The sequence below is a fragment of the Streptomyces sp. Sge12 genome (assembly GCF_002080455.1).
Lineage (GTDB): Bacteria > Actinomycetota > Actinomycetes > Streptomycetales > Streptomycetaceae > Streptomyces.
Genome location: NZ_CP020555.1, coordinates 5,954,197 through 5,979,825, shown reverse-complemented (window position 1 = coordinate 5,979,825; position 25,629 = coordinate 5,954,197). Strand labels below are relative to the sequence as shown.

Here is a 25,629-nt window from a genome sequence, read left to right as displayed (position 1 = left end):
GGCCGGGCCCAGCGGGGGGCCTTCCCCCACCCCGCCCCTTCCCGAAACCGGGGCGGAGCCCCGGCAACGGTCCGCACCTTCCAAGGAGTGAGCAACGCATGAGCACGCCCTATCCGTTCACCGCAGTGGTCGGCCAGTCCGACCTGCGGCTGGCGCTCCTGCTCAACGCCGTGAGCCCGGCAGTCGGCGGGGTGCTCGTGCGCGGCGAGAAGGGGACCGCCAAGTCCACCGCCGTCCGCGCCCTGTCGGCACTCCTGCCGAAGGTGGACGTCGTGTCCGGCTGCCGGTTCAGCTGCGCGCCCGCCGGGCCCGACCCGGCCTGCCCGGACGGCCCGCACGAGCCCGGCCCCGGCGCCCTGCGGCCCGCCCGCATGGTGGAGCTGCCCGTCGGCGCCTCCGAGGACCGCCTCGTGGGCGCCCTCGACATCGAACGGGCCCTGGCCGAGGGCGTGAAGGCCTTCGAGCCCGGCCTGCTCGCCGACGCCCACCGCGGCATCCTCTACGTCGACGAGGTCAACCTCCTCCACGACCACCTGATCGACCTGCTGCTGGACGCCGCCGCGATGGGCGCCTCGTACGTGGAGCGCGAGGGCGTCTCCGTCCGGCACGCCGCCCGCTTCCTGTTGGTCGGCACGATGAACCCGGAGGAGGGCGAGCTGCGCCCGCAGCTCCTCGACCGGTTCGGGCTGACCGTCGAGGTGGCCGCCTCCCGCGAGCCCGCCCAGCGCGTCGAGGTCGTCCGCCGCCGGCTCGCCTACGAGGACGATCCCGCGGGCTTCGCGACCCGCTGGGCCGGTGACGAGCACGAGATCCGGGCCCGCGTGGTGGCCGCTCGGGCGCTGCTGCCGAAGGTCTCGCTGGGCGACACCGCGCTGCTGCAGATCGCGGCGACCTGCGCCGGGTTCGAGGTCGACGGAATGCGCGCCGACATCGTGATGGCGCGGACGGCGACCGCGCTGGCCGCCTGGGCCGGGCGCACGGAGGTGCGCAAGGAGGACGTCCGGCAGGCCGCCCTGCTGGCGCTCCCCCACCGGCGGCGCCGCAACCCCTTCGATGCGCCCGGGCTCGACGAGGACATGCTCGACCGGATCCTGGACGAGTTCCCCGACGAGGAGCCGGAGCCCGACCCGGAGCCCGAGCCGCAGGGCCCCGACGACGACGGGGGCCCCGAGGACGGCGGCCCGGACGGCGGCCCCGGCGGCACTCCCCCGCAGGGCGGCGGCCCGGACACCCCCGGGACCGAGCGGCAGCCCGAGTCCGATTCCGCGGACGCGCCGCAGGCACCGGAGTCGCCGGAGTCGCCCGAGCCGCAGCCCTCCGCCCAGGAGAGCACCGGGCCCGAGCAGGCCGCCGTACGCGCCGCCGAGCCGTTCCGAACCAAGATGCTGAGCGTGCCCGGCCTCGGCGAGGGCGCGTCGGGCCGCCGGTCCCGCGCCCGCACCGCCCACGGCCGCACCACCGGCGCCCAGCGCCCGCGCGGGCACCTGACGAAGCTGCACCTGGCCGCCACCATCCAGGCCGCCGCCCCGCACCAGAAGGCGCGCGGCCGGTCCGGGCGCGGTCTGGTGATCCGCAAGGACGATCTGCGCCAGGCCTCGCGGGAGGGCCGCGAGGGCAACCTCGTCCTGTTCGTCGTCGACGCCTCCGGTTCCATGGCCGCCCGGCAGCGCATGGGCGCGGTCAAGGGCGCCGTGCTCTCGCTGCTCCTGGACGCCTACCAGCGCCGGGACAAGGTCGGCCTGATCACCTTCCGCGGGGCCACGGCCGAGCTGGCCCTGCCGCCGACCTCCTCGGTGGACGCTGCGGCGGCCCGGCTGGAGCAGCTGCCGACCGGTGGCCGCACCCCGCTCGCCGCCGGGCTGCTGAAGGCCCACGAGGTGCTGCGGATCGAGCGGCTGCGGGATCCCTCGCGCCGGCCGCTGCTGGTGGTCGTCACCGACGGGCGGGCCACCTCCGCCGGGAACGCCGGGGGCCGTACGGACAGCACCCCGCGGGAGCTCGCCGGGCACAGCGCGCGGCTGCTGCAGGCCGGGGGCGTCGCCTCCGTGGTCGTGGACTGCGAGTCGGGGCCGGTGCGGCTGGGGCTGGCCGGCGTACTGGCCCGGGACCTCGGCGGTCCCGCCGTCACGCTCGACGGGCTGCGGGCCGACTCGCTGGCCGGGCTCGTGAAGAACGTACGTACGGCAGTGGCAGCCACTGCCTCACCCAACAGCAACAGGAGGGCCGCGTAATGCCTCAGGGACAGCCGTCCGTCGTTCCGGACGACGGACTCACGACGCGTCAGCGCCGCAACCGTCCGCTGGTCTTCGTCCACACCGGCCCCGGCAAGGGCAAGTCCACGGCGGCCTTCGGGCTGGCGCTGCGCGCCTGGAACCAGGGCTGGCCGATCGGGGTGTTCCAGTTCGTCAAGTCGGCGAAGTGGAAGGTCGGCGAGGAGAACGCGCTCAAGGTGCTCGGCGCCTCCGGGGAGGGCGGCTCCGTCGTCTGGCACAAGATGGGCGAGGGCTGGTCCTGGGTCCAGCGGGACGCGCAGCTCGACAACGAGCAGGCGGCCAAGGAGGGCTGGGAGCAGGTCAAGCGCGATCTGGCCGCCGAGACGCACAAGCTGTACGTGCTGGACGAGTTCGCCTACCCGATGCACTGGGGCTGGATCGACGTCGACGAGGTCATCGAGGTGCTGCGGGGCCGCCCCGGCACGCAGCACGTGGTGATCACGGGCCGCAACGCGCCGGAGAAGCTGGTGGAGTTCGCGGACCTCGTCACCGAGATGACCAAGGTCAAGCACCCGATGGACACGGGGCAGAAGGGCCAGAAGGGCATCGAGTGGTGACTTCGTTCAACGTTCCCCGGCTGGTCATCGCCGCTCCCTCGTCCGGGAGCGGCAAGACCACCGTGGCCACGGGCCTGATGGCGGCCTTCTCGGAGCGCGGCCTCGCCGTGTCCCCGCACAAGGCCGGGCCCGACTACATCGACCCCGGGTACCACGCGCTGGCCACCGGCCGGCCGGGGCGCAACCTCGACGCCTTCATGTGCGGGCCGGAGCTGGTCGCGCCGCTGTTCGCGCACGGGGCGGCCGGCTGCGATCTCGCCCTGGTCGAGGGCGTGATGGGGCTCTACGACGGGGCCGCGGGCCGGGGTGAACTGGCGTCGACGGCGCAGGTGGCGAAGTTGCTGCGGGCGCCGGTGGTGCTGGTGGTCGACGCCTCCTCGCAGTCGCGGTCGGTGGCGGCGCTCGTGCACGGCTTCGCGTCCTTCGACCCGCAGGTGCGGCTGGGGGGCGTGATCCTGAACAAGGTCGGCTCCGACCGGCACGAGGTGATGCTGCGGGAGGCCCTGGAGGAGGCGGGGATGCCGGTCCTCGGCGTCCTGCGGCGGGCTCCGCAGGTGGCCACGCCCTCGCGGCACCTGGGGCTGGTCCCGGTGGCCGAGCGGCACACCGACGCCCTGGCCTCGGTGTCGGCGCTGGCCGCGCAGGTCCGGGCGGGCTGCGACCTGGACGCCCTGATGGCCCTGGCCCGCACGGCCCCGCCGCTGGACTGCGAGGCCTGGTCGCCGGCCACTGCGCTGACGCACGGCCGGGACCGTGCCTCGGCCCCGCCGGCGTTCGGGGCGCTGGGGTCCGGGGGCAGCGCCCCCGGCAACGGCGCCGCACCCGCAGACCCCACCGGAGCCCTCGGCGGGCCGCCGGTGGTCGCCGTCGCGGGCGGAGCCGCGTTCACCTTCTCCTACGCCGAGCACACCGAGCTGCTCACCGCCGCCGGGGCGGAGGTCGTCACCTTCGACCCGCTGCGGGACGAGGCGCTCCCGCCCGGCACCACCGGCCTGGTGATCGGCGGCGGCTTCCCGGAGATGTACGCGCCCGAACTGTCCGCCAACGAACCGCTGCGGGCGGCCGTCGCCGCCTTCGCCGCGGCCGGTGGCCCCGTCGCCGCCGAGTGCGCCGGACTGCTGTACCTCGGGCGGTCGCTGGACGGGAAGCCCATGTGCGGGGTGCTGGACGCCGACGCGCGGATGTCGGACCGTCTGACCCTGGGCTACCGCGAGGCCGTGGCGGTGTCCGACAGCGCGCTCGCGCGGGCCGGGACCCGGCTGCGCGGGCACGAGTTCCACCGGACGGTGATCGAGCCGGGCGCCGGGGCGGCCCCGGCGTGGGGGTTCACGCACCCGGAGCGCAGGGTCGAGGGCTTCGTCCAGCAGGGTGTGCACGCCAGCTATCTGCACACGCACTGGGCGGCGGAGCCGTCCGTCGCGCGCCGCTTCACGGAAGCCGCGGCAGCACGGCGGTGACCGCCGTCGCCTCCGTCCCCGGCCGGCACTCAGTCCGCGATGCCCACCACCAGCCAGATCCCGGCCACCCCGCCCACCGTGCACATCAGCGTGGACAGGGCGGGGTGCTTGTGGTGGGCCTCGGGCAGGATCTCGGCGGACGCGAGGTAGAGCAGCACCCCTCCGAAGAACCCGAGGTACGCGCCGAGCGGTTCCTCCGGAAGGGTGAACAGCAAGGTGGACGCCGCGCCCACGACCGGCGCGACGGCGTCCGCGAAGAGCATCAGCAGGGCCTTGCGGCGGTCGTTGCCGTAGAGACTGGTGAGCGTGTACGTGTTGAACCCGTCGGCGAAGTCGTGGGTGATGACGGCCAGCGCCACGGCCACCCCCATGCCCCCGCCGACCTGGAAGGCCGCGCCCAGGGCCACGCCGTCGGCGAGGCTGTGGCCGACCATGGCCGCGGCCGCGGTCAGTCCCACCTGGGGGACGCGGGCGCCGTCCTCGGCCCCGTGTGCGGCCTGGCGGACGGCGAGCAGCCGTTCCACGACGTGCGCGACGAGGAAGCCCCCGACGAACAGCAGCAGGGCGAGCGGTACGCCGAACACCTCGTCGCCCGCGGCGTGGAGGGCCTCCGGGAGCAGGTCGAGGCCCACGACGCCGAGCATCAGCCCGCCGGCCAGGCCCAGCACGAGGTGGCGGCGGTCGGTGACGCGCTGCGCCGCCCATCCGCCCGCCAGGGTCATCAGGAACGCACCCAACGCCACGATCACGGCCATGTGCCCCTGAATACAGATTCCTCGCCGCGCGTGCACGTCCGCGCGCGAGTGGCGGGCGGCGGACTGTTGACGACGGACCGACCGGGGCAGGTGATGTTCCGGTGGCGGTGATGGTGACGATGACTACGGAGGGAGGACCCCCGGTGGGCGAGTACACGACGCAGGTGGTGGTCGGGGTCGGCGGACGCGCGGGGGTTTCCGTCGCGGAGGTCTGCGCCCTGGTCGAGGAGACGCTGCGGGGGGCCGGGCTGACCGTGGAGGCGGTGAAGTCGCTGGCCACGGTGGAGTCGAAGGCGGACGAGCCCGGGATCGCGGGTGCGGCGGAACGTTTCGGCGTCCCTCTGGTGGGCTACCCGCCCGAACGGCTGGCCGCCGTCACCGTGCCGCACCCCTCGGAGGCCGTGCACACCGCCGCCGGGACTCCCTCGGTGGCCGAGGCCGCGGCCCTCGCGGGCGGCGGGGAACTCCTCGTGCCCAAGCGGCGGTCGATGGCGGCGACCTGCGCGGTGGCCACGGCGCACGCGCACGACCTGCGCCACCACGGGGACGCCGAGGTGATCGACGCGGGCTCCGCGCTGGTGGACCTGGCGGTCAACGTACGTGCGCACACGCCCCCGGACTGGCTCAAGCAGCGGATCGCCGACTCCCTCGGGGATCTCGCCGCGTACCCCGACGGGCGGGCCGCCCGCGCGGCGGTGGCGGCCCGGCACGGGCTGCCGGTCGAGCGGGTGCTGCTGACGGCCGGGGCCGCGGAGGCCTTCGTACTGATCGCGCGGGCCCTGGGAGCCGTACGGCCGGTCGTGGTGCATCCGCAGTTCACCGAGCCGGAAGCCGCCCTGCGGGACGCGGGGCACCGCGTGGAGCGGGTGGTGCTGCGGGCGGCGGACGGCTTCCGGCTGGATCCGGCGGACGTGCCCGAGGACGCGGACCTGGTGGTGATCGGCAATCCGACCAACCCGACGTCCGTGCTGCACCCGGCGGGGACACTGGCGGCGCTGGCCCGGCCGGGCCGGATCCTGGTCGTGGACGAGGCGTTCATGGACGCCGTCCCGGGCGAACGCGAGGCCCTGGCGGGACGGATGGACCTGCCGGGGCTGGTGGTGCTGCGGAGCCTGACGAAGACCTGGGGGCTGGCGGGGCTGCGGATCGGCTACGTACTGGCCGAGCCCGAGGTGATCGCGAAGCTGGCGGCCGCACAGCCGCTGTGGCCGGTGTCGACGCCCGCGCTGGTGGCGGCCGAGGCCTGTATGGCTCCGGAGGCGCTGGCCGAGGCCGAGGAGGCGGCCCGGCGGATCGGCGTGGACCGGGCACACCTGCTGGCCGGGCTCGCGGAGTTCGACGAGGTGACGGCCGTCGGGGTGGCCGAGGGGCCGTTCGTCCTGATCCGGGTGGCGGGCGGGGCCGAGGTCCGTACCCGGCTGCGCGCCCTCGGTTTCGCCGTCCGGCGCGGGGACACCTTCCCGGGGCTGGACCACTCCTGGCTGCGGCTGGCGGTGCGCGACCGTGCGACGACGGGCCGGCTGCTCCAGGCCCTGGACCACGCCCTGACGCTCGCCTCGCGCTGAACCGGGCGGGTGGCCGGGTCGCCGGGCCGGGAGCGCGGGCCGCGCCTACGATGGCGGGACAGCCGATGACGGGGGCGGTCCATGAAGGTGGCGGGGCGAATAGGGGCCGGCCTGGCGGGGCTGGCGGTGATCGGCGGCGGAGTCCTCGCCGCGCCGCGGCTCCTCGGCGACGGCGGCAGGGCGACGGCTCCGGAGCAGCGGCTGCAGGGCGGGGCCGTACCGGAGCCGAGCGCCACGTCCCCCGCCCCCACCGGACCGGGGCACGGGCCGTTCACGCTGGTGGCGACGGGTGACATCATCCCGTACCCCTCGATCATCCAGCGGTCGGCGGCCGACGCGGACCGGGCCGGGGAGCACGACTTCCGGAAGATACTCGCAGGGGTCAAACCCCTGGTCTCCGCCGCCGACCTGGCGATATGCCACCACGAGATACCGTACGGGCGCCCCGGCGGCCCCTATACGGGCTATCCCACCTTCAAGGCTCCGCACCAACTGGCGGACGCCCTCAAGGACGCCGGGTACGACAGCTGCTCCACCGCCTCGAACCACACCCTGGACGACGGCTACGAGGGCCTCGCCCGCACCCTGGAGCACCTCGACCGGGTCGGCATCCCGCACGTCGGCTCCGCCCGCAGCGCCGAAGAGGCCAAGGCCCCGGCCCTGCTCTCGGCGGGCGGTGCGAAGGTCGCCCAGCTCTCCTACACGTACGGCACGAACGGCATCCCGCTCCCGCAGGACAAGCCGTGGGCCGTGAATCTGATCGACCGGAACCGGATCATCGCCGACGCCCGGGCGGCCCGGGCGTCGGGCGCGAACGTGGTGGTGCTCAGCGTCCACTGGGGCACCGAGTGGCAGACCCCGCCGGACGAGCAGCAGAAGGAGCTGGCGCAGGCGCTGACCGCCGCCCGCTCGGCCGACGGCCTCCCCGACATCGACCTGGTCATCGGCACGCACAACCACGTACCGCAGCCCTACGAGAAGATCAACGGCACCTGGGTGGTCTTCGGCATGGGCGACCAGGTCGCCAGCTTCGTACCGGCCGACAAGCTGCGCGGCAACCAGTCCTCGGTCCCCCGGTTCACCTTCGCCCCGGCGGCGGGGCATCCGGGCCGCTGGGAGGTGGTGAAGGCCGAATACCTCACGCAGTACTCGGACATGGGGCCGCCGTTCCGTGTCGTCTGCGCCTCCTGCGCGGCCTCGGACACCTCGCTCCCCGCCGCGAAGCGCAGCGAGTACGCGCGGATCGACCAGCAGGTCACCGAGGCCGTGATGTCCCGTGGCGCGGGCGGGCAGGGCCTGGAGCACGCCACGCGCTGAGCCCCGCCGCCCCTGCCGAACGCCGGGCCCGCCGCCCCCGCCGAGCACTGTGCACGCCGCCCCCGCCGAGCACTCCCCTCCGGTGCTCCGCGGGACGGCTGCTCCCGGGACGGCTGCTCCCGGGACGGGCACAACACCACCCGCCCGTGCCCGCCCCGCCCGTGCCCGCCCCCCCTTGAGCACTCCCCTCCGGGTGCTCCTCGGGGCGGGCGGGCCGGGCGGCGGCCCGGGGCTCCCGCCCGCCCTACGAAGCGGCCTTGCCCCGCCGGGTGAGCAGGAGCGCGCCCCCGCCGATGGCGAGCAGGGTCAGCGCCCCGCCCGCGACGTAGGGAGTGAGCGAACCTCCGCCGGTCTCGGCGAGGTTGGCGTTCGCGGTGGTACCGGACGCCTGGGCGCCGGTCCCCGTCGCGGCCTGGGGCTTGATGTCCTGGTCGGCGGGCGGGGTCGACGCCGGGGCCGCGCCCTTCGGGGACTCGCAGTGCGCCTCGGCGAGCACGATCTCGCCGTCGACCTGCGCCACGTTCAGGTTCAGCGGGTTCACCGCCACCTTCAGGCGGAGCGCGGCCGCGGCGGCCGTGGTGGAGGTGGTCCGGGTACCGGACAGCTCCAGCAGGACCTGGCCCACGCCGGGGACGTCGACCTTGGTGGGACCGCCCGCCGTCAGGGTGACCTTCTTGCCGAGTGCCGTCACCTTCCCGAGGACGTTCGCGCTGGCCACCGGCTTCTTGCCGGCCTCGCAGACGGCCTTGGAGGTGACCTTCTCGACCTCGATGAGGGAGAGCAGCGGCAGGCCCGGTACGTGGACGGAGGCCTTGGCCAGGTTCGCCTCCGCCTCGGCCCGGGTCTTGTCGGCGGTCGCCTTGGACGTGGCCACGTCGGCCCGCAGCACGCTGACCGGCTTGTTGCCCTCGACCCCGTCCAGGGTGACGGTCAGGGCCGTCTTCTCGGCCGTCGCGGGGGCGCTGACCTCGTTGAGGGTCGTCTTCAGCGGGACGTGCACGGTCTTGTTGAGCAGGCCCACGTCCAGTCCGGCGCGCAGGACGACGGCTCCGGCCTTCCCCTCGCCCCCGGCTCCACCGCCTCTCGTGGCGAAGGCGGGCGGCGCCGTGAGCAGGGCCACCGCTCCCGTGGCGAGCAGGACGGCCGCGGGCATGCGGAAGGTATGGCTGTTCAAGGTGGTGGAACCCCCGGGGAGTTGGGTACCGTCACGCCGCCAATGGGGGACATCGCGCGCGCCGACGGTCTCGACCCCGGAATCTTTACGCACTGTGGGTGAACGAGGGGCAACCTGACGTTACTTCACCCCAAAGGGTGGTTTCCGGGCGCATATTCGAATCATTGCGCCTCATGAAGAACGCGAGTTCTCCCCTGCCACGGACACCCGGCCCGCGCGGCCCTCTTCAACGACCGGCGGGCCCCGATGTCACGCGGCGTCAACAGGGCAGGGCGCGGGTGCCCGGCTCAGGCCCGGATCCCGCCGTTCACGACGACCCTGAGCGGCTGCGCGAGTGGGCGTACGTCGGCCCGCGGGTCGGCGGCGTAGACGACGAGGTCGGCGGGCGCCCCCTCGATCAGCCCCGGCCTGCCGAGCCACTCGCGGGCCGCCCAGGTCGTCGCGGAGAGCGCGTCGATCGCCGGGATGCCGGCCTTGACGAGCTCGGCGACCTCCGCCGCGACCAGGCCGTGCGGCAGGGAGCCGCCCGCGTCGGTGCCGACGTAGACCCGGATGCCCGCGTCGTGGGCGGCGCGGACGGTGTCGTACCGCCGCTCGTGGAGCCGTCGCATGTGGGCCGACCAGCGGGGGAACTTCGCCTCGCCGCCCGCCGCCATCTTCGGGAACGTCGCGATGTTCACGAGGGTGGGGACGATCGCGACCCCGCGCTCCGCGAACAGCGGGATGGTGTCCTCGGTGAGGCCGGTGGCGTGTTCGACGCAGTCGATGCCCGCCTCGACCAGGTCGCGCAGCGAGTCCTCGGCGAAGCAGTGCGCCGTGACCCGGGCGCCCAGCCGGTGGGCCTCGGCGATGGCCGCCTCGACCTCGGCGCGCGGCCAGCAGGCCGCGAGGTCCCCGGCGTCGCGGTCGATCCAGTCGCCGACGAGCTTGACCCAGCCGTCGCCGCGCAGCGCCTCCCGGCCGACGTACTCGACGAGGTCGGCGGGCTCGATCTCATGGGCGTAGTTGCGGATGTAGCGGCGGGTGCGGGCGATGTGCCGGCCGGCCCGGATGATCTTCGGCAGGTCCTCGCGGTCGTCGATCCAGCGGGTGTCCGAGGGCGATCCGGCGTCCCGGATGAGGAGGGTGCCGGCGTCGCGGTCGGTGAGGGCCTGCCGCTCGGCGGTCCCGGCGTCGACCGGGCCGTGGGAATCCAGGCCCACGTGGCAGTGGGCGTCGACCAGCCCGGGCAGGACCCAGCCGGTCACCGTGGTGGTCTCGCGGGCGCCGCGCGGGCGCTCGTAGGAGATCCGGCCGCCGACCACCCAGAGCTCGTCGCGGACCTCGTCGGGCCCGACCAGCACCCGCCCCTTCACGTGCAGCACGTCGTTCGCGCCGCCCACGCCGCCCACGCCGCCCACGTCCCCCACGCCGCCCGCGCGCACATCGCTCACATCACTCATGGCGGCACTGTACGCGCGGGCCCCGCGGCGTCAGGAGGCGGAGAGGACGTCCAGCAACCGGTCCACGTCCGCCTCCGTGTTGTAGAGGTGGAACGAGGCCCGCAGGAGGCCCGCACGGGCGGAGGTGGCGATGCCGGCGGCCTCCAGGGCGGGCTGGCGGCCCGCGAGGCCCGGCACGGAGACGATGGCCGCGTCACCGGGAACGGGCTCGTGGCCGAGGCGCGCGAGTCCGGCCCGGTAGCGGGCGGCCAGGGCGGTGTCGTGGGCGTGGACGGCGTCGATGCCGATGCGCTCCAGCAGGGCCAGGGAGAGCTCGGACGCGTGGTAGGCCAGGAAGGCCGGGGACTCGTCGAACCGCCAGGCCCCGGGGGCGAGCCCGGACATCGGCCCGTAGGTGGCGTCCCCGTCGGCCACCGCCGGCACCCAGCCGGCGTGCAGCGGGGTCAGCGTGTGCTGGGCCTCCCGCGACACGGTCAGGTACGAGGCCCCGCGCACGCCGAGCAGCCATTTGAAGCCCACGGCGACCGTGTACTCGTACGGCGAGGCGTCGAAGGGGAGCCAGCCGGCCGCCTGGCTGGCGTCCACGAGCATCCGGGCCCCGTGGGCGGTCGTCGCCGCGCGCACCGCGGCGAGGTCGGCGGTGCGGCCGTCCGCGGACTGCACGACGCTCACCGGGACGAGGGCGGTGTCGGGACCGACGGCCTCGGCGAGCGACTCCAGCGGGGCGAAGCGCATCTTGAGGTCGCCGCGCGCCACGAAGGGGTTGATCAGGGAGGAGAACTCGCCCTCGGGGCAGAGGACTTCGGCGCCGGACGGGAGCGAGGCGGCGACGAGGCCGACGTGGGTGGATACCGCCGAGCCGACGGACACCCGGTCGGCGCCCACCCCGACCAGGCGGGCGAAGGCCGCCCGGGCGGCGTTGACCCGGTCGAAGTCGCCGAAGCCGGTGGGGAGCCCGGCCCCGGCGGCCTCGGCCAGCTCGTGTACGGCCGCCACGGCGGAACGCGGGACGACCCCGCACTTGGCGGTGTTGAGGTAGGTGGTGGTGTGGGCGAACTCGGCACGGGTCGCCTCGGCGAGCGGAAGATCCATGCCTTCAACTCTGCGCCAGGAGCGACCCAAAGTCCATTGCCGAGTTCACTGGGCCCACCCCAAGAAACCCTTATGCCTGAGGGGTTATGCCTGAGGGACCGCGCACGCCCCGTCGGGCTCGCACGCCTCGGCGCCGGCGGCCGGTTCCTCGACCTCGCGCCCGGCCCACGCCTGCTCCAGGGCTCGGGTGAACACCTCGGCCGGCTGCCCGCCCGAGATCCCGTAGCGGCGGTCGAGGACGAAGAACGGCACGGCGTTCGCACCCAGCTCGGCGGCCTCGCGCTCGTCGGCACGGACCTCGGCGGCGTAGGCGGAGTCGTCGGCGAGGACGGTGCGGGCCTCGGCCTCGTCCAGCCCGGCTTCGACGGCGAGCGCGATCAGCACCTCGGGGTCGAAGACGGAGCGCTCCTCGGCGAAGTTGGCCCGGTAGGCGAGGTCGAGCAGCTCCTCCTGGCGGCCGCGGGCGGCGGCCAGGTGCAGCAGCCGGTGGATGTCGAAGGTGTTGCCGTGGTCGCGGCCCTCGGTCCGGTAGGTGAGCCCCTCGGCGCGGGCGCTGGCGGCGACGTGCTCCTCCATGCCGCGCGCCTCGTCGAGCGTGCGGCCGTACTTCTTGGCGAGCATCTCCACGACGGGAGCGGTGACCCCCTTCGCACCACCCGGGTCGAGCTCGAAGGACCGGAAGACGACCTCCACCTCGTCACGGTGCGCGAAATCGGCCAGGCCCTTGGTGAAACGGGCCTTTCCGATGTAGCACCAGGGGCAGGCGATGTCGCTCCAGATCTCGACGCGCATGATCCTTCTTCTCTCCGGGTTCGGGTGGGGATGAAACGGTTTGTGGTTCAACCATCCATCCATCCGTCTCATTCCCCGGACGCGGCCGGTATCCGGTCCACCTGCAGCCAGAGGGTGCGGTGGCTGCCCGAGCGGGGGGCCGAGGGGTCCGCGAGCCAGCCCTGGGTGGCGTAGAACGCCTGGGCGCGCAGGTTGTGTTCGTAGACCTCCAGGCGGACCCGGCTGATTCCGGCCCGGCGCCAGAGCTCCAGGCAGGCGGCGTGCAGCGCCGCGCCGGTGCCGCGGCGCCAGTGGACCGGGTCGACGTGGAGCTGGGTGAGGGTGGTCTCGCCGTCCTGCGTGCGGTACGCGGCGACCCCGGTGAGCTCGCCGTCCTGCTCGGCGCAGAGCACTCCGCCCTCGGCGGCGTCCCGTGCCACGGCGATCGCCCAGCCCTCGCGGGTCCGCTGGATCTCGGCGTCGCCCAGGTAGGCCTCCACCGGGATGTGGCCCTCGTAGTAGGTGGCGCGGGCCCTGGTGTGCAGGGCGGCGATCGCGGCGAGGTCGGCGGCACGCGCAGTTCTGATCATGGGCATGAAAACGCGCCGGGGCCCTCGGCGGTTCCCGGCGCGTCGGCCCTGCGGCCCGCGCGGCTACTTCTTCAGCCACGCCTCCATCATCTTCTGGGCGATGGGGGCGGCCAGCTTGCCGCCGCCGATCTCGGACCGGTCGGTGTCGGAGTTCTCGATCACCACCGCCACCGCGACCTGCTTGCCGTTCAGCTTGCCGTACGAGGTGAACCAGGCGAGCGGCGCGAGGCTGTTGTTGACACCGCGCTGGGCGGTACCCGTCTTGCCGCCCACCTCGGCGCCCGACACCTGGGCCGGCTTGCCGCCGCCCTCGGTGGCGACCGTGCGCATCGCGTCGCGGATCATGGAAGCGGTCCTCTCGCCCATGACCTGCTGGGACTTCGGGTCCTTGAAGCTCTCCAGCGCGTTGCCGCCCGCGTCGGTGACCTCGGAGACCATGTGCGGGGCGACGAGCCTGCCGCCGTTCTCGATGGCGGCCGTCACCATCGCCATCTGGAGCGGGGTGGCCTGGACGTCGAACTGGCCGATGCCGGTCTGCGCGACCTGGTCGATCGACATCTTCTTCGACGGGTACTTGCTCGACGGGTTGGTGCGGACCGGGGTGTCGATCTGCACGTTGAAGCCGAGCTTCTCGGCCGTCGCCCGCATCTTGTCCTGGCCCAGCTTGGAGGCGAGCTCGGCGAAGACGTTGTTGCAGGACAGGCGCAGGGCGGTGCGCACCGACACGTTGTTGCAGGCCGCGGAGCCCGCCTCGCTGGGCAGCTGGGTGCGGGTGCCGGGGATCGTGTACGGGTCGGCGATGCCGGTCTGCCGGTCGATGTCGGTGACCAGGCCGTTCTCGATCGCCGCGGCGAGGGTGACCAGCTTGAAGGTGGAGCCGGGGGCCTGGGGCTTGCGCAGCGCCACGTTCTCCAGGGCCTTGCCCTTGTCGGCGGAGAGCTCGTCCCAGGCCTTCTGGTCGTTGGCGCCGGCGATGGTGCCCGGGTCGAAGGAGGGGTTGTTGACCACGGCCAGGATCTCGCCGGTCTTCGGGTCCAGGGCGACGGCCGCGCCCTGCTTGCCCTGGAGCGCGTCGTAGGCGGCCTTCTGGACGTCCTTGTCGATGGTGGTCACGACGTTGCCGGGGGCGGCCCGCTTGTTGGTGAGGGTGTCCATCACCGTCTTCAGCCGGCTGTCGGAACCGTTGAGGACGTTCTTGTAGATGCCCTCCAGCTGGGTGGTGCCGTAGGCCTGGGAGCTGTAGCCGGTGACGGGCGCGTAGAGGGGGCCGTCGACGTACGTCCGCTTGTAGCCGAAGTCCTTTCCGCCCGTGGCCACCGAGCCGGTGACCGCCTCCCCGCCCACGATGATGTTGCCCAGCGGGTTCTCGTACTGCCCGATGAGATTGCGGCGGTTGTGCTTGTCGTCTGCGAGGGCCCGGCCTTGGTATGCCTGCACCCAGGTGACGCGGACCAGCAGGGCCAGCACCAGGAGCAGACAGAAGACCGACGCACGCCTGATCGTCTTGTTCATCCCCCAGAAGGACGTCCCAGCGGTCCCGGCCGTTCCTCTCTGCCCCGATTGTGGCGGGGTTCTCAGCTTTTCTTCATGACGAAGCCTCCCTCGTAGGCCGCGATGACCGCCTGGGTGCGGTCGCGGGAACCGGTCTTGGTGAGGACCGAGGCGACATGCGTCTTGACGGTCTGCGGCCCGACCCCGAGGCGCTCGCTCATCTCGTGGTTGGACAGCCCGGTGGCCATCAGGCGCAGGACGTCGGCCTCGCGGTCGGTGAGCCGGGCCACCCAGGGCGCGTGTGCGGGCGGGGCGCCGGCCGTGTGGGTGGCGGCGAGGGAGCGGACGGCGGCCGGGAAGAGCAGGGAGTCGCCGCGGGCGACGAGCCGGACCGCGCCGATCAGCTCGTCGGGGTCGGCGCGCTTGAGGAGGAAGCCGACGGCTCCCGCGCGCAGCGCGTCGTAGACGTAGGCGTCGTTCTCGAAGGTGGTGACGACCACGATCCGGGGCGGCTCGGCCATGGTGGCGAGGATCTGCTCGGTGGCGCGGATGCCGTCGATCTCGGGCATCCGGACGTCCATCAGGACCACGTCGGGGGCGAGGGAGCGGACCAGTGCGACGGCCTCGGCCCCGGTGGCCGCCTCGCCGACGACCTCCAGATCGGCTTCGGCCTCCAGGATGACCCGCAGTGCGGTGCGGACCATCCGCTCGTCGTCGCAGAGCACGATGCGCAGCGGCGGCCGGCCCGCCGGCGCCGTCCCGTTCGCCTCCCCGGTCACCGGTCGCCCCCGGCGAGCGGGAGGACGGCCCGCAGCCGCCAACGGTCCCCGCGCGGGCCCGCCTCGACGCTGCCGCCGAGCAGCGCGGCCCGTTCCGCCGCGCCCCGCAGTCCGCGGCCGCCGCTGCTGCGGGGCTCCCGGTCGGCGTCGGGGGCGGCGGGCGGATTGGTCATGGTGATCTCCAGTTCGCGTGGTCCGGTGTCGTGAGCGGTAGCGGTAGCAGCAGCGGTGCCGGTGCCGGCCCGTACGCGGATCCGCAGGTCCACCGGGCCCGCGCCGTGGCGCAGCGCGTTGCTGAGGCCCTCCTGGACGATCCGGTACGCCTCGCGGGAGGCGATCGCCGGGAGCGCGGCCCAGTCCCCGACGGGACCGGGGTCCTGGTGGGCGGTGACGGTGGTGCCGCCGGCCCGGGTGCGGGCCAGCAGCCCGTCCAGGTCGGTGGCGAGGGTGGGTGCGGGCGCGGCGTCCGGTCGGGCCGGGTCCCCGTCCCGCAGCAGGCCCAGTACGGCGTCCAGCTCGCCCACCGTCCGCCGGGTGGTGTCCTCGATCGCGGCGAGCGCCTCCCGTACGAACTCGGGATCGCGCTCCAGCATCCGCCGGGCGGCGGCCGCCTGGAGGGTGACGGCGCTCAGCGCGTGCCCGACCGCGTCGTGCAGTTCGCGGGCCAGCCGGTTGCGCACGGCCAGGTCGGAGGCCCGCTCCTCGGCCGCCGCCAGCCGGTCCGCCGGCGTCGGCCCGAGCAGGACGGGCGCCGTCCGGGCCAGCAGCCACCCGGCCCCTGCTGCGCACAGGACCAGCCCGGCCAGCAGCCCGATCCCGGCCAGGGGAGCGGCGTAGGGGGTGGCGTCGGTGGTGAACCAGCCGTATCCCAACCGGACGTCCCGCAGCCGTCCCACGAACGGCACCGCGATCAGCGCGACCGCCATGGGCGGCACCGCGAGGGTCATCCCGCTGATCAGTGCGCCGGTCCCCAGATGCAGGGTCCACCAGGCCGACGCCCGCCCCCGCGCGGCCCAGGACGTCGCCGGCCCGTCGGCCAAAGCCTCTCCCGGCACCCCGCACATGGCCCGGACAGCTGCCACCGACATCGGACGGACCGGCCCGAACAGCGCCGTGGCGGCGACGAGGGGCAGGCAGAGCGCATAGGCGAGGAGGCTGAGCGGGGCGGAGTCGAGTGCGTTGACCCCGCCCGCGACGACGCCGACCACCACCTGCATCAGCAGGAAGTACGGCATCAGCAGGGCGCCGCCGAGTATCTGGTGCACCCAGCGCCACCTGGCCCGCGCCCCCAGCAGCCGGTTCATGCCGGGCGGCGCGCGGTGAGGAAGCGTATGAGGACGGCGCCGGCGAGCAATCCCGTGATCATCTGGCCAGCGTAGATCAACAGTGTTGCGGCGGGAGGCCCTTCGCCGCCGTCCAGCTGCGGACCCAGCGCGGCGATCATCACCCACGCCCCCCAGCTCAGCGTGGCCGCCCCGCCGATCCAGGCGAGGCCGAGCGGCCACCGTGCCGGGATCGTCCCGCCACGGGCCAGGAGCAGGGCCCCCGCCCCGGCAGCGAGCGCGCATATCGCGTCGACCGCGGTCACCACGGCCCTGTCCGCGGACTGATCCGCCGTCCCGGCGCCCAGCCCGGCGCTGCCGCCGAAGGTCCAGTACCCGTACACCGCCGCGACCGCCAGGCCGACGGCCGCCGCGGCTGCCGCCACCACCCCCGTGGACGGCGGCAGCCGCTCCCCCGTCACGCCCTGCCACCGCCGCCCCCAGCGCTCCCGCGCATAGGGCACGAACAGCCCGGCCAGGGCGAGTCCTTGGACGATGAATCCGGTGTAGACGACCATGAACACCCAGGAGTCCAGGAACGGCTCGCGCGCCGCCTCCACCGCGGGATCCGACCCGAACCCGAGTGCCCGTACCACCAGTTGGCCGGGGAACGCGAAGACGATCGGGGTCAGCAGGCCGGTGGCCGCGAACACCGGGACGGTCAGCAGCCAGCCGGGCACCCGTATGCCCCAGGGCCTGGTGAGCACCAGCGCGAGCAGGATCACGCAGGCGTCCATGGCCAGCGTGACCGAATTGGCCGCCACGAAGAACGGGCCCGGCTCCCGCAGTACGCTCCCCTCGGGTATTCCGAGGTGGCTCCCGGCCAGCCAGGCCGCCTTGAGCCCCACATACGGCACGGTGGCGACCACGGCCACCGCCCGCAGGATCCGCCGCCCGGCCCCCGGGCGGGAGGGTGACGGCCGCCTCGCGTCCGCCACGCCACTCGACTGCACCTCTCGCGTGTTCATGCCTCAACGTTCGCGGCTGCGCGGCCCCGCCACCTCCCCCTTGATGGGGAACCGCCTCCCCCGCGCGGGGGAGGACGCACCCCCGCCTCACATGCGGCGCGTGACCACCGACAGCCGGTCCCGCGCCTCGAACAGCGCCGCCTTGATGAGCTGCTCGTGCTCCCCCGTCAGCCGGGCCACCGGCACCGAGCAGCTCACCGCGTCCCGCGCCGGCGTCCGGTACGGCACCGCCACCCCGAAGCAGCGCAGCCCGAGCGTGTTCTCCTCCCGGTCCACCGCGTACCCCTGCTCCCGCACCAGCGCCAGCTCCTCGATCAGCTGCTCCCGGTCGGTGACGGTGTGTTCGGTGACGGCCTCCAACCGCCGCGGCAGCAGGCCCCGTACCTCCTCGTCCGTGTGCGTCGCCAGCAGGGCCTTGCCCAGCGCCGTCGAGTGCACGGGCAGCCGCCGCCCGACCCGGGTGAAGGGCCGCAGGTAGTGCTGGGACTGCCGGGTGGCGAGGTAGACCACGCTCGTCCCGTCCAGCCGGGCCAGGTGGATGGTCTCCGTCGTGTCGTCCGAGAGCCGGTCCAGGGTGGGCCGGGCGGCCGCGACGACCTCGTCGCCGTCGATGTACGAGCTGCCGACCAGCAGGGCCCGTACGCCGATGCCGTACCGCGTGCCGGTCGCGTCCGTCTCCACCCACCCCAGATTCACCAGCGTGCGCAGCAGCATGTACAGGCTGGACTTGGGCAGCGAGAGGTCGCTCTGGATGTCGGCCAGGCTGTGCAGCCCCGGACGCGCCGCGAAGTGCTCCAGCAGGAGAACGGTCCGCACCGCCGATTTGACCGGCGCCGCCTGGGCCGGAATCCCCGACTCGGCCGTCGTCATACGCCTGCTCCCCCTCTGATCGCCTCTTGTCACGCCGAGGACGCGGAAATAGAGTCCACAGCAGATGTGATCATTCATCCACCGGAACAGCGTTCAGAATACTGAACGATCCAGGAGGCAGCGGGCCATGACAACGACATCAGTCTGGAGTGTGGACCCCCGCACCGGGAAGCAGCGCGAACAGGTTGCGGTGGAGGCCACACCCCAGGAGGTGGACGAAGCCGTACGGGCCGCCCACACCGCACGCGGCGCGCTCGCCGACGCCACCGCCCGCGCCGCCTTCCTGCGCGCCGCCGCCGCACTGCTCGACGAGGCGGCCGCCCACGTGATCGAGGCCGCCGACGCCGAGACCGCGCTCGGCCCGGGCCGGCTCACCGGCGAACTGGCCCGCACCACCGGCCAGCTGCGCGCCTTCGCCGACGCCGTGGACGCCGGGGCCTACCTCGACATCCGCATCGACCGCGCCGACCCGGACCTCAGCCCGCCGCGCCCCGAACTGCGCCGCTACAAGGTCCCGCTCGGCGTGGTCGCGGTCTACGCCGCCTCCAACTTCCCGCTCGCCTTCTCCGTCCCCGGCGGCGACACCGCAAGCGCGCTGGCCGCCGGCTGCCCGGTGGTCGTCAAGGCGCACCCCGACCACCCCGCCACCTCCGAGCTGTGCGCCTCGCTGCTGCGCCGGGCCGCGGTCGCCACCGGGCTCCCGGCCGAAGTGGTGAGCGTGGTCCACGGTTTCGACGCCGGCCTGGAGCTGATCCGCCATCCGCTGGTGGCGGCCGCCGGCTTCACCGGTTCCATCCGGGGCGGGCGGGCCCTGTTCGACGCGGCCGCCGCCCGGCCCGTGCCCATCCCCTTCCACGGCGAACTGGGCTCCCTCAACCCCGTCGTGGTCACCCCGGCCGCCGCCGCCGAACGCGCCGAGGAGATCGGGTCCGGACTCGCCGGCTCGGTCACCCTCGGCGTCGGCCAGTTCTGCGTGAAGCCCGGCCTGGTCCTGGTCCCCGAGGGCCCGGACGGCGACCGGGTCGCCGACGGGCTCACCAAGGCGCTCGGGGAGACCGAGCCGGGGGTGCTGCTCGACCACCGGATGCGGGAGAACTTCGTCTCCGGCGTCCGCGAGCGGGCCGCACTGCCCGGCGTCGACGCGCCCGTCACCCCCGGATCCGGCGGGGAGCACACGGTCGGGGCGGGCTACCTGACCGTACGGGCCGAGAACCTCCTGGAGGGCGGCGCCTACGACCTCCTCCTGGAGGAGTGCTTCGGCCCGGTCACCGTCGTCGTGCGGTACGCCGACCAGGACCAGGCGGGTGCGGTCCTCGGGCGCCTCGGCGGGAACCTGAGCGCCACCCTCCAGCTGTCGGCCGCCGAGACCGAGGGTGCGCCGGGCCCGGCCGCCGAGCTGATCGGGCAGGTCACGGGGCTGGCCGGGCGGATCGTCGTCAACGGCTGGCCGACCGGGGTCGCGGTGGCCCCCGCCCAGCACCACGGCGGCCCCTACCCGGCGGCCACCTCGCACTCCACCTCGGTGGGCGGCACCGCGATCGAGCGCTGGCTGCGGCCGGTGGCGTACCAGTCCGTACCGGACGCCCTGCTGCCGGCGGAGCTGCGCGAGGCCAACCCGCTGGGGCTCCCGCGCCAGGTCACCGGGGGCTGAACGGCCCGGCGTCCCGGCGTCCCGGCGTTGCAGTGACCAGGTGAGCAGATGACCCGCTGACCCGGCGGAGGGTCCCAGCAGACGGCCCCGGCAGGTGCCCGCCGCCCGCCGGGGCACCGGAAACCCCGGGCCCACCGGCGTGACCGACCGAGCGATCAGCGCTGAAACCTACCGAAATATCCCGCGAGGGTAAGGGAACGGCAAAGCACCTCCGGTCGTTCTCCGGGCATGACCGCTATGACCCCTGGATCCAACCTGCCGCTCAATGCCGTCCGCGTGACGGTCGACGTGGCTGCGCCGGTACGGCTCGACGTATCGGCCCTGCTCCTCACGGCGGACGGCAAGGTGCGCTCCGACGCCGACTTCATCTTCTTCAACCAGCCCACCGGGCCCGGCGTCGGCTACCGGTCCGGCGGCGGTGCGTCGCCGGACTCGATCACCGTGGACACCGGCGCGCTGCCCCCGGGCATCGAGCGGATCGTGGTCACGGCCAGCCCCGACGCCGCCGGGCAGACCTTCCAGGGCATCGAGCCCACCGCCACCGTGCGCAACGCCGACGGCGGAGCGGTGATCGCCGCCTTCACCCCGCCGCAGCTGGGCACCGAGACGGCGCTCGTCGTCGTCGAGATCTACCTGCGCGGTGGCGTGTGGAAGGTGCGCGCGGTCGGCCAGGGGTACGCGAACGGCCTCGCGGGCATCGCCACCGACTTCGGCGTCTCCGTGGAGGAGGAGCCCGCTCCGCCGCAGGCCGTGGCCCCTCCCGCGGCTCCGGTGGCCCCGGCGCCCCCCGCGCCGCCTGCGCCCCCGGCCGCGCCGGCCTCGTACCCGGCCTCCCCCTGGCTCGGGGGCCCCACCACCCCCGCGGCTCCCGCCCCGGCCGCCCCGGCCCCGGCGGCCCCCGCCACACCCCCGGCCGCCGCCGCGCCCGGCTCCGGAAAGATCAACCTCGACAAGGGCCGGGTCAGCCTCCAGAAGAACCAGACCGTCTCGCTGGTCAAGGGCGGCCGCCCGCTGCTCTCCCAGGTCAAGATGGGCCTCGGCTGGGAGCCCGCGTTCCGCGGCAAGGACATCGACCTCGACGCCTCCGTCATCGCGTACGGCCCCCAGCGCAACCACATCGACAGCTGCTACTTCGGCAAACTGTCCATCCTCGGCGGCGCCGTCAAGCACTCCGGTGACAACCTCACCGGCGAGGGCGCGGGCGACGACGAGGTGATCGTCGTCGACCTCGGCCGGATCCCCGCCGACGCCACCGGCCTGGTCTTCACCGTCAACTCCTTCTCCGGGCAGAAGTTCACGGAGGTGGCCAAGGCCTACTGCCGGCTGATCGACGCGGCGAGCGGCGAGGAGCTGGTGCGCTTCGACCTCACGAGCGCCGAACCCCAGACCGGCGTGATGATGGCCAAGCTGATCAAGCAGTTCTCCGGCGAGTGGGAGATGACAGCCATGGGCGAGTTTGTGAAGTCGCGCACAGTGCGCGGCATGGTCAAGCCCGCCGCGCAGGCCCTCTGAGCAGGTGGGCGGGCACATACGGCCGCGGCCCACGGATACGCGGGTGATGGATGCCACGCGTAATCCGTGAGTGGCTGTCAGTGCCCGCCCGTAGCCTTGGAGGCATGCACAAGACCTTCACACCCGCGGGGCCCGCCCGCCCGTCCGCCGCCGAGGCGAACGAGGCGATCCGGCACCTTGTGGAGACTCGGGTGGACGGCGAGTGGCCCTCGGAGGCGTACGAGTTCCTGCTCGCCGAGTGGGCCGAGGCCTCCCGCGCGGACGTTTCCCCGGCCCAGTGAGGCGCGGGCGCCCGAGCGGCGCCGGCGCCCCCACCGGTGTGGCCCGTGGCCCCCGCCGTCAGTGCGCGCGCCGCCACGGCCCGGTGATGGCCAGCATGATGCCCGGGTCCTGGATGTTGGCGTAGAGCGTGCGCCCGTCCGGGGAGAAGCAGACACCCGTGAATTCGGAGTATTCGGGCTCCTCGGCCGACCCGTTGTTCAGCTCGTTGCGCGCCAGCGGGTAGGTGCGGCCCGATGCCGTCGCGCCGAACAGGTGCTGCAGGCCCGACCCGTCCTCCGCGATGATCAGACCGCCGTACGGGGACACGGTGATGTTGTCGGGACCGTCGTAGCCGCCGTCCACCGACGGGTCGGTGTTGACCCCGATGAGGACGGTGAGCCGGACCGTGCGCCGCTTGGGGTCGTAGAACCAGACCTGGCCGTCGTGGGCCGCGCCCGGGCTCTCCTCACGGGCGTAGGACGACACGAAGTACGCGCCGCCGTCCGCCCACCACATTCCCTCCAGCTTGCGCCCCCGCGTCACCACCCCGTCCGCGAACTGCTTGCGCACCGGCACGGTCCGGGCGTCGCGGTCGGTGACGTCCACCCAGTCGACCCCGTACACGGTGCCGATCTTCGTGGCGCGCGAGAAGTCGTCGACGAACCGGCCGGAGCTGTCGATGCACTTGGCCGCCTGGAGCACACCGGCGTCGGCCGCGAGCGTACGGAGCCTGCCGCGCCCGTGGCGGAAGCCGCGGGGCGGGGTCCAGCGGTAGAGCAGCCCGTTGGGGCCGGAGGCGTCCTCGGTCAGGTAGGCGTGGCCCTGGCGCGGGTCGATGACCACGGCCTCGTGGTCATAGCGCCCGAAGGCCTTGATGGGGCGCGGGTCGCGGTTGGCGCGCCGGTCGTGCGGGTCGACCTCGAAGACGTAGCCGTGGTCCTTGGTCATGCCGTTCTTGCCGGCGAGGTCCGAGTTCTCCTCGCAGGTCAGCCAGGTGTCCCAGGGGGTGGCGCCGCCCGCGCAGTTGGTCGACGTACCGGCGATGCCCACCCATTCGGCGACCTCGCCGCCGCGCCGGACCTCGACGACCGTGCAACCGCCGGCCGCGGCCGGGTCGTAGACCAGGCCCTCGGTGAGCGGGACCGGGTGGGCCCAGCCCTCGCGCTTGCCCTTGAGCTCGTGATTGTTGACGAGGAGGGTGACTCCGCGGTGGCCCTCGAAGGCGGCGGTCCCGTCGTGGTTGGACGGCGTGGTCTCGCCGGAGTCGAGCTTGGTGACGCCGCTGTGGGTGATCACGCGGTACGTGAACCCGGCGGGGAGGGCGAGGATTCCGTTCGGGTCGGGGACGAGGGGGCCGTAGCCGGGCTCGCAGGGCCGACCGTGCTCGTCGCGGTCCGTGCCGTCCTCGGCGGCGAGGGCACCGGGGGCGGTGGCGAGGGCTCCGACCGTTCCGGTGAGCGCGACTCCCGCGCCGGCGATGACGGTGCGAGCGGTGAAGTCTCTACGGCTGAGCGGCATCGGGGCTCCAGGGGTGGGGAGGTGGTGCGCCTGTCGTGCGGTCGTCGGCGCACACGCTCTCGCCCGCACGTGAACGGCGGCTGAACTACCCACCAAGAGGAACCGACCCCTTGCCCCTCCCCGGAATGGCCAACTCCGGCCCCAGGAACGGCGCATAGTCGCCACCCGCCCCCGGGGTCCGCAGGGACGCGGCAGAGGCGGTGAAGGAACTGCGCCGGAGCCAGGAGCCGACCGGGACGGCCCAGTAGCTCCGGGGTTCGGCCGTAAGGCAACTGCGGGGGCCGCAGGACGGCCCCCGGATCGGAACGGTCTAGGCCGGGCGGCGGGAGCGGGCCTTGAAGGCGGCCTTGCGGGCCTCCTTCGCCGCCTTGCGGTCCGGGTGCAGCCGGCCCATCGCCTCCAGGACGTACGCCGTCGACGGGTGCTCCACCCGCCACACCTGCTCGAAGAACCCCGCGTGATGGGCGGTCAGGGTCTCCATCAGGAGCGGCAGCTCCTCCGTCTCCCCGTCGGCGGCGAGCTGCGCCGCGATCGTGTCGACGGTCAGCCAGAACACCATCTCCGGGTCCGGCGCCGGTACGTCGCTCACCCCGCGCTCCGCCAGCCAGACCCGGGCGAGCCCGCCCAGCTCCGGGTCGTCCAGCACCGAGCGCACGGCGGGCTCGGCCTCCGGGCCGGCCGGTGCCAGGGCCTGCTGGCAGCGGAGCCGGCGCAGCGGGCCGCCCTCGTCGTCCCCGCGGGCGGCGGCCAGCAGTTCGGCGGCCGCGGCGGGCTGTTCCCGGCCCGCCAGCCACTGCTCGATCTCGGCCTGGGCGGCGTTCTCGGAGTAGAGGGAGACGGCGTCGAGCAGTACGTCGGCGCCCTTCTCGGCCAGTTCGCCGACGGCGGGGGCGTCCACCCCGGCCTCCAGCATGCGGGCCCTGATCCCGTACAGGCCGAGCGGGGTCAGGCGGACCATCCCGTACCGGGAGACGTCTTCGTCGTCCGCCTCGCCGGCACCGCCCGTACTGCCCGCACCGCCGCCGGTCTCCGCGTCGAGGGGGCCGTCGGCCTCGGCCATCAGCTCCTCGTCCACGGGCCGGAACTGCACGAGTCCGATCGGCTCCAGCTGCCGGAACTGGTCGTCGAGGCGCATCATCGCGTCCGAGACCTGCTCCAGCACGGCGTCGGTCGGTTCGCCCATGTCATCGGGCACGACCATCGACGCGGCGAGCACCGGCAGCGGAATCGGCCCGTCCGCTGCGCCGCCCTCCGTGACGGTGAGCAGGTAGAGGTTGGCGAGGACCCCGTCGAGGAAGTCCGCCTCGCGCCCCGGGTTCCAGTCCAGCCGGTCGAAGTCGATCTCGCCGCCCGCGTCCAGCGCGTCGACGAGGTCGTCCAGGTCGGGCACGGCCGCGTCGGCGAGCACGGTGTCCAGGGCCGCCAGCCAGAGGTCGAGCACGTCGCCGGGCGCGCCGCTCGTCACGAGCGCAAGGTCCTCGCCGGGCGCGGCCGTCCCGAACCGCCCCTCCGCGCCCTCCGCGCCCTCCGCGCCCTCCACGCCCTCCATGCCCTCCGCGCCCTCCGCGCCGCTCTCGCCGCCGTCGTCCTCCGGCTCGGTCACGTCCACCAGTCCGGTGTCCACGGCCACGCGCCAGGCCTGGCTCGCGCACCCGGCCGAGTCCGCGTCGTCGGCGTCCAGGCCGAGCACCGCGGCGGCCTCGGGCAGCTGGTCGGCGGCGAGCTCTCCGCCGACCCCGACGCGGGTGCCGGGTCCGGCCCAGCGGGCGAGCCGTACGGCGCGCGCGAACAGCGGGGCGCCGAGGGCGTCGCGGGCCAGCTCCGCATCGGAGTGCAGCCGTACCGGCGGCAGCGTGGGGTGCGAGTCTGCGGACATGGGGCGGTTTCTCCTCGCGGACGCGGCGGAACAGGTGGTTCCGGTGTGTGGCGTTGGTGACACGGGCCGTGCGGCGGCCGGACCGTCAGGTGCGCCCGGATTTCGATGACATGGCCGACATGACGGGCGGTGCGGGCATGGCGGATGTGGCGCAGATGACAGATGTGCCTCCGTACGGCGCTCCAGCGTAGACGCATTTCGGGCGCGCCCGGCGGGTCATCCCCTTTGGTTCATCCCACAGTCAGCTGTCGTATTCCCTGGAGGGCTTGACAACTTTGCTGGCCACACAGGAAATTGACGCGCGTAGATGTATCGGGGGCGGTAAGTCGGCCGCAGATCCCGCTGCCGCACCCCCCTCCTTTCCCTCTCCCACACCGGAGTTCCTGCC

The 25,629-nt window shown here is 74.0% G+C and carries 21 protein-coding genes; 8 read left to right on the top strand and 13 right to left on the bottom strand.

The window, feature by feature from the left end:
• Nucleotides 1-98: 98 nt before the first annotated feature.
• Genes B6R96_RS26805 through B6R96_RS26795 form a run of 3 tightly spaced genes read left to right on the top strand, consistent with a single transcriptional unit; the run spans nucleotide 99 to nucleotide 4,287 of the window.
• On the top strand, nucleotides 99-2,231 hold the full coding sequence (locus tag B6R96_RS26805) for a putative cobaltochelatase (RefSeq protein WP_081523862.1): 2,133 nt from the start codon (nucleotides 99-101) through the stop codon (nucleotides 2,229-2,231).
• Nucleotides 2,231-2,830 (top strand): cob(I)yrinic acid a,c-diamide adenosyltransferase, encoded by a 600-nt coding sequence (gene cobO / locus B6R96_RS26800; RefSeq protein WP_030386572.1) that lies wholly within the window; start codon nucleotides 2,231-2,233, stop codon nucleotides 2,828-2,830. Before B6R96_RS26805 ends, cobO begins: the two co-directional genes overlap by 1 nt.
• A complete protein-coding gene (locus B6R96_RS26795) occupies nucleotides 2,824-4,287 on the top strand; it encodes a cobyrinate a,c-diamide synthase (protein ID WP_081523861.1) in 1,464 nt (487 codons plus the stop codon). Before cobO ends, B6R96_RS26795 begins: the two co-directional genes overlap by 7 nt.
• A gap of 29 nt (nucleotides 4,288-4,316) precedes the next feature.
• On the opposite strand, the gene B6R96_RS26790 is transcribed toward B6R96_RS26795, so the two are convergent.
• Nucleotides 4,317-5,042 carry a ZIP family metal transporter gene (locus B6R96_RS26790; protein WP_053702761.1) on the bottom strand — a complete coding sequence of 242 codons (726 nt, stop codon included), beginning with the start codon at nucleotides 5,040-5,042 and terminating at the stop codon, nucleotides 4,317-4,319.
• Between the two features lie 110 nt (nucleotides 5,043-5,152).
• On the opposite strand from B6R96_RS26790, the gene cobC reads away from it, so the two are divergent.
• Both cobC and B6R96_RS26780 read left to right on the top strand, forming a co-directional pair.
• Nucleotides 5,153-6,607, top strand: a complete 1,455-nt coding sequence (cobC, locus tag B6R96_RS26785; protein ID WP_384508727.1) for an Rv2231c family pyridoxal phosphate-dependent protein CobC — start codon at nucleotides 5,153-5,155, stop codon at nucleotides 6,605-6,607.
• Between the two features lie 81 nt (nucleotides 6,608-6,688).
• Nucleotides 6,689-7,924, top strand: coding sequence for a CapA family protein (locus B6R96_RS26780; RefSeq protein WP_081523860.1), 1,236 nt, complete (start codon nucleotides 6,689-6,691; stop codon nucleotides 7,922-7,924).
• A 244-nt stretch (nucleotides 7,925-8,168) separates the two neighbouring features.
• Here B6R96_RS26780 and B6R96_RS26775 read toward each other — a convergent pair whose 3' ends face one another.
• The 10 genes from B6R96_RS26775 to B6R96_RS26730 form a co-directional block, all read right to left on the bottom strand.
• The gene (locus B6R96_RS26775; RefSeq protein WP_081523859.1) at nucleotides 8,169-9,098 is read right to left on the bottom strand and encodes an SCO1860 family LAETG-anchored protein; all 930 of its coding nucleotides are present in this window, start codon (nucleotides 9,096-9,098) and stop codon (nucleotides 8,169-8,171) included.
• Between the two features lie 287 nt (nucleotides 9,099-9,385).
• Nucleotides 9,386-10,462, bottom strand: a complete 1,077-nt coding sequence (locus B6R96_RS26770; RefSeq protein WP_081525275.1) for an amidohydrolase family protein — start codon at nucleotides 10,460-10,462, stop codon at nucleotides 9,386-9,388.
• A 108-nt stretch (nucleotides 10,463-10,570) separates the two neighbouring features.
• Nucleotides 10,571-11,632 carry an aminotransferase class V-fold PLP-dependent enzyme gene (locus B6R96_RS26765; protein ID WP_053702757.1) on the bottom strand — a complete coding sequence of 354 codons (1,062 nt, stop codon included), beginning with the start codon at nucleotides 11,630-11,632 and terminating at the stop codon, nucleotides 10,571-10,573.
• An 84-nt stretch (nucleotides 11,633-11,716) separates the two neighbouring features.
• On the bottom strand, nucleotides 11,717-12,424 hold the full coding sequence (locus B6R96_RS26760; RefSeq protein WP_053702756.1) for a DsbA family oxidoreductase: 708 nt from the start codon (nucleotides 12,422-12,424) through the stop codon (nucleotides 11,717-11,719).
• Nucleotides 12,425-12,492: 68 nt separating this feature from the next.
• Nucleotides 12,493-12,993 (bottom strand): GNAT family N-acetyltransferase, encoded by a 501-nt coding sequence (locus tag B6R96_RS26755; RefSeq protein WP_053702755.1) that lies wholly within the window; start codon nucleotides 12,991-12,993, stop codon nucleotides 12,493-12,495.
• 63 nt (nucleotides 12,994-13,056) lie between these two features.
• On the bottom strand, nucleotides 13,057-14,505 hold the full coding sequence (locus B6R96_RS26750) for a peptidoglycan D,D-transpeptidase FtsI family protein (RefSeq protein WP_081523858.1): 1,449 nt from the start codon (nucleotides 14,503-14,505) through the stop codon (nucleotides 13,057-13,059).
• A gap of 62 nt (nucleotides 14,506-14,567) precedes the next feature.
• Nucleotides 14,568-15,263, bottom strand: a complete 696-nt coding sequence (locus tag B6R96_RS26745; protein WP_335755549.1) for a response regulator transcription factor — start codon at nucleotides 15,261-15,263, stop codon at nucleotides 14,568-14,570.
• Nucleotides 15,260-16,567, bottom strand: coding sequence for a sensor histidine kinase (locus B6R96_RS26740; protein ID WP_081523857.1), 1,308 nt, complete (start codon nucleotides 16,565-16,567; stop codon nucleotides 15,260-15,262). Before B6R96_RS26740 ends, B6R96_RS26745 begins: the two co-directional genes overlap by 4 nt.
• Entirely contained in the window at nucleotides 16,564-17,553 is a 990-nt protein-coding gene (locus B6R96_RS26735) for a hypothetical protein (protein WP_081523856.1), read from the bottom strand. Before B6R96_RS26735 ends, B6R96_RS26740 begins: the two co-directional genes overlap by 4 nt.
• A gap of 87 nt (nucleotides 17,554-17,640) precedes the next feature.
• Complete coding sequence (locus B6R96_RS26730; protein ID WP_030386586.1) at nucleotides 17,641-18,423, bottom strand: IclR family transcriptional regulator; 783 nt, start codon at nucleotides 18,421-18,423, stop codon at nucleotides 17,641-17,643.
• A 127-nt stretch (nucleotides 18,424-18,550) separates the two neighbouring features.
• Between B6R96_RS26730 and B6R96_RS26725 the strand changes: the two genes are divergently transcribed.
• The 3 genes from B6R96_RS26725 to B6R96_RS37755 all read left to right on the top strand — a co-directional run bounded on the left by B6R96_RS26725 (nucleotide 18,551) and on the right by B6R96_RS37755 (nucleotide 21,867).
• Nucleotides 18,551-20,074, top strand: coding sequence for an aldehyde dehydrogenase (NADP(+)) (locus B6R96_RS26725; protein ID WP_081523855.1), 1,524 nt, complete (start codon nucleotides 18,551-18,553; stop codon nucleotides 20,072-20,074).
• Between the two features lie 237 nt (nucleotides 20,075-20,311).
• Complete coding sequence (locus B6R96_RS26720) at nucleotides 20,312-21,586, top strand: TerD family protein (RefSeq protein ID WP_081523854.1); 1,275 nt, start codon at nucleotides 20,312-20,314, stop codon at nucleotides 21,584-21,586.
• A 104-nt stretch (nucleotides 21,587-21,690) separates the two neighbouring features.
• Nucleotides 21,691-21,867 (top strand): hypothetical protein, encoded by a 177-nt coding sequence (locus B6R96_RS37755; RefSeq protein ID WP_184791926.1) that lies wholly within the window; start codon nucleotides 21,691-21,693, stop codon nucleotides 21,865-21,867.
• 58 nt (nucleotides 21,868-21,925) lie between these two features.
• Here the strand turns inward: B6R96_RS37755 and B6R96_RS26715 are convergent, their stop codons facing one another.
• Both B6R96_RS26715 and B6R96_RS26710 read right to left on the bottom strand, forming a co-directional pair.
• Nucleotides 21,926-23,365, bottom strand: a complete 1,440-nt coding sequence (locus B6R96_RS26715) for an alkaline phosphatase PhoX (protein ID WP_081523853.1) — start codon at nucleotides 23,363-23,365, stop codon at nucleotides 21,926-21,928.
• A 310-nt stretch (nucleotides 23,366-23,675) separates the two neighbouring features.
• Nucleotides 23,676-25,241, bottom strand: a complete 1,566-nt coding sequence (locus tag B6R96_RS26710) for a hypothetical protein (protein WP_081523852.1) — start codon at nucleotides 25,239-25,241, stop codon at nucleotides 23,676-23,678.
• Between the last annotated feature and the right edge of the window lie 388 nt (nucleotides 25,242-25,629).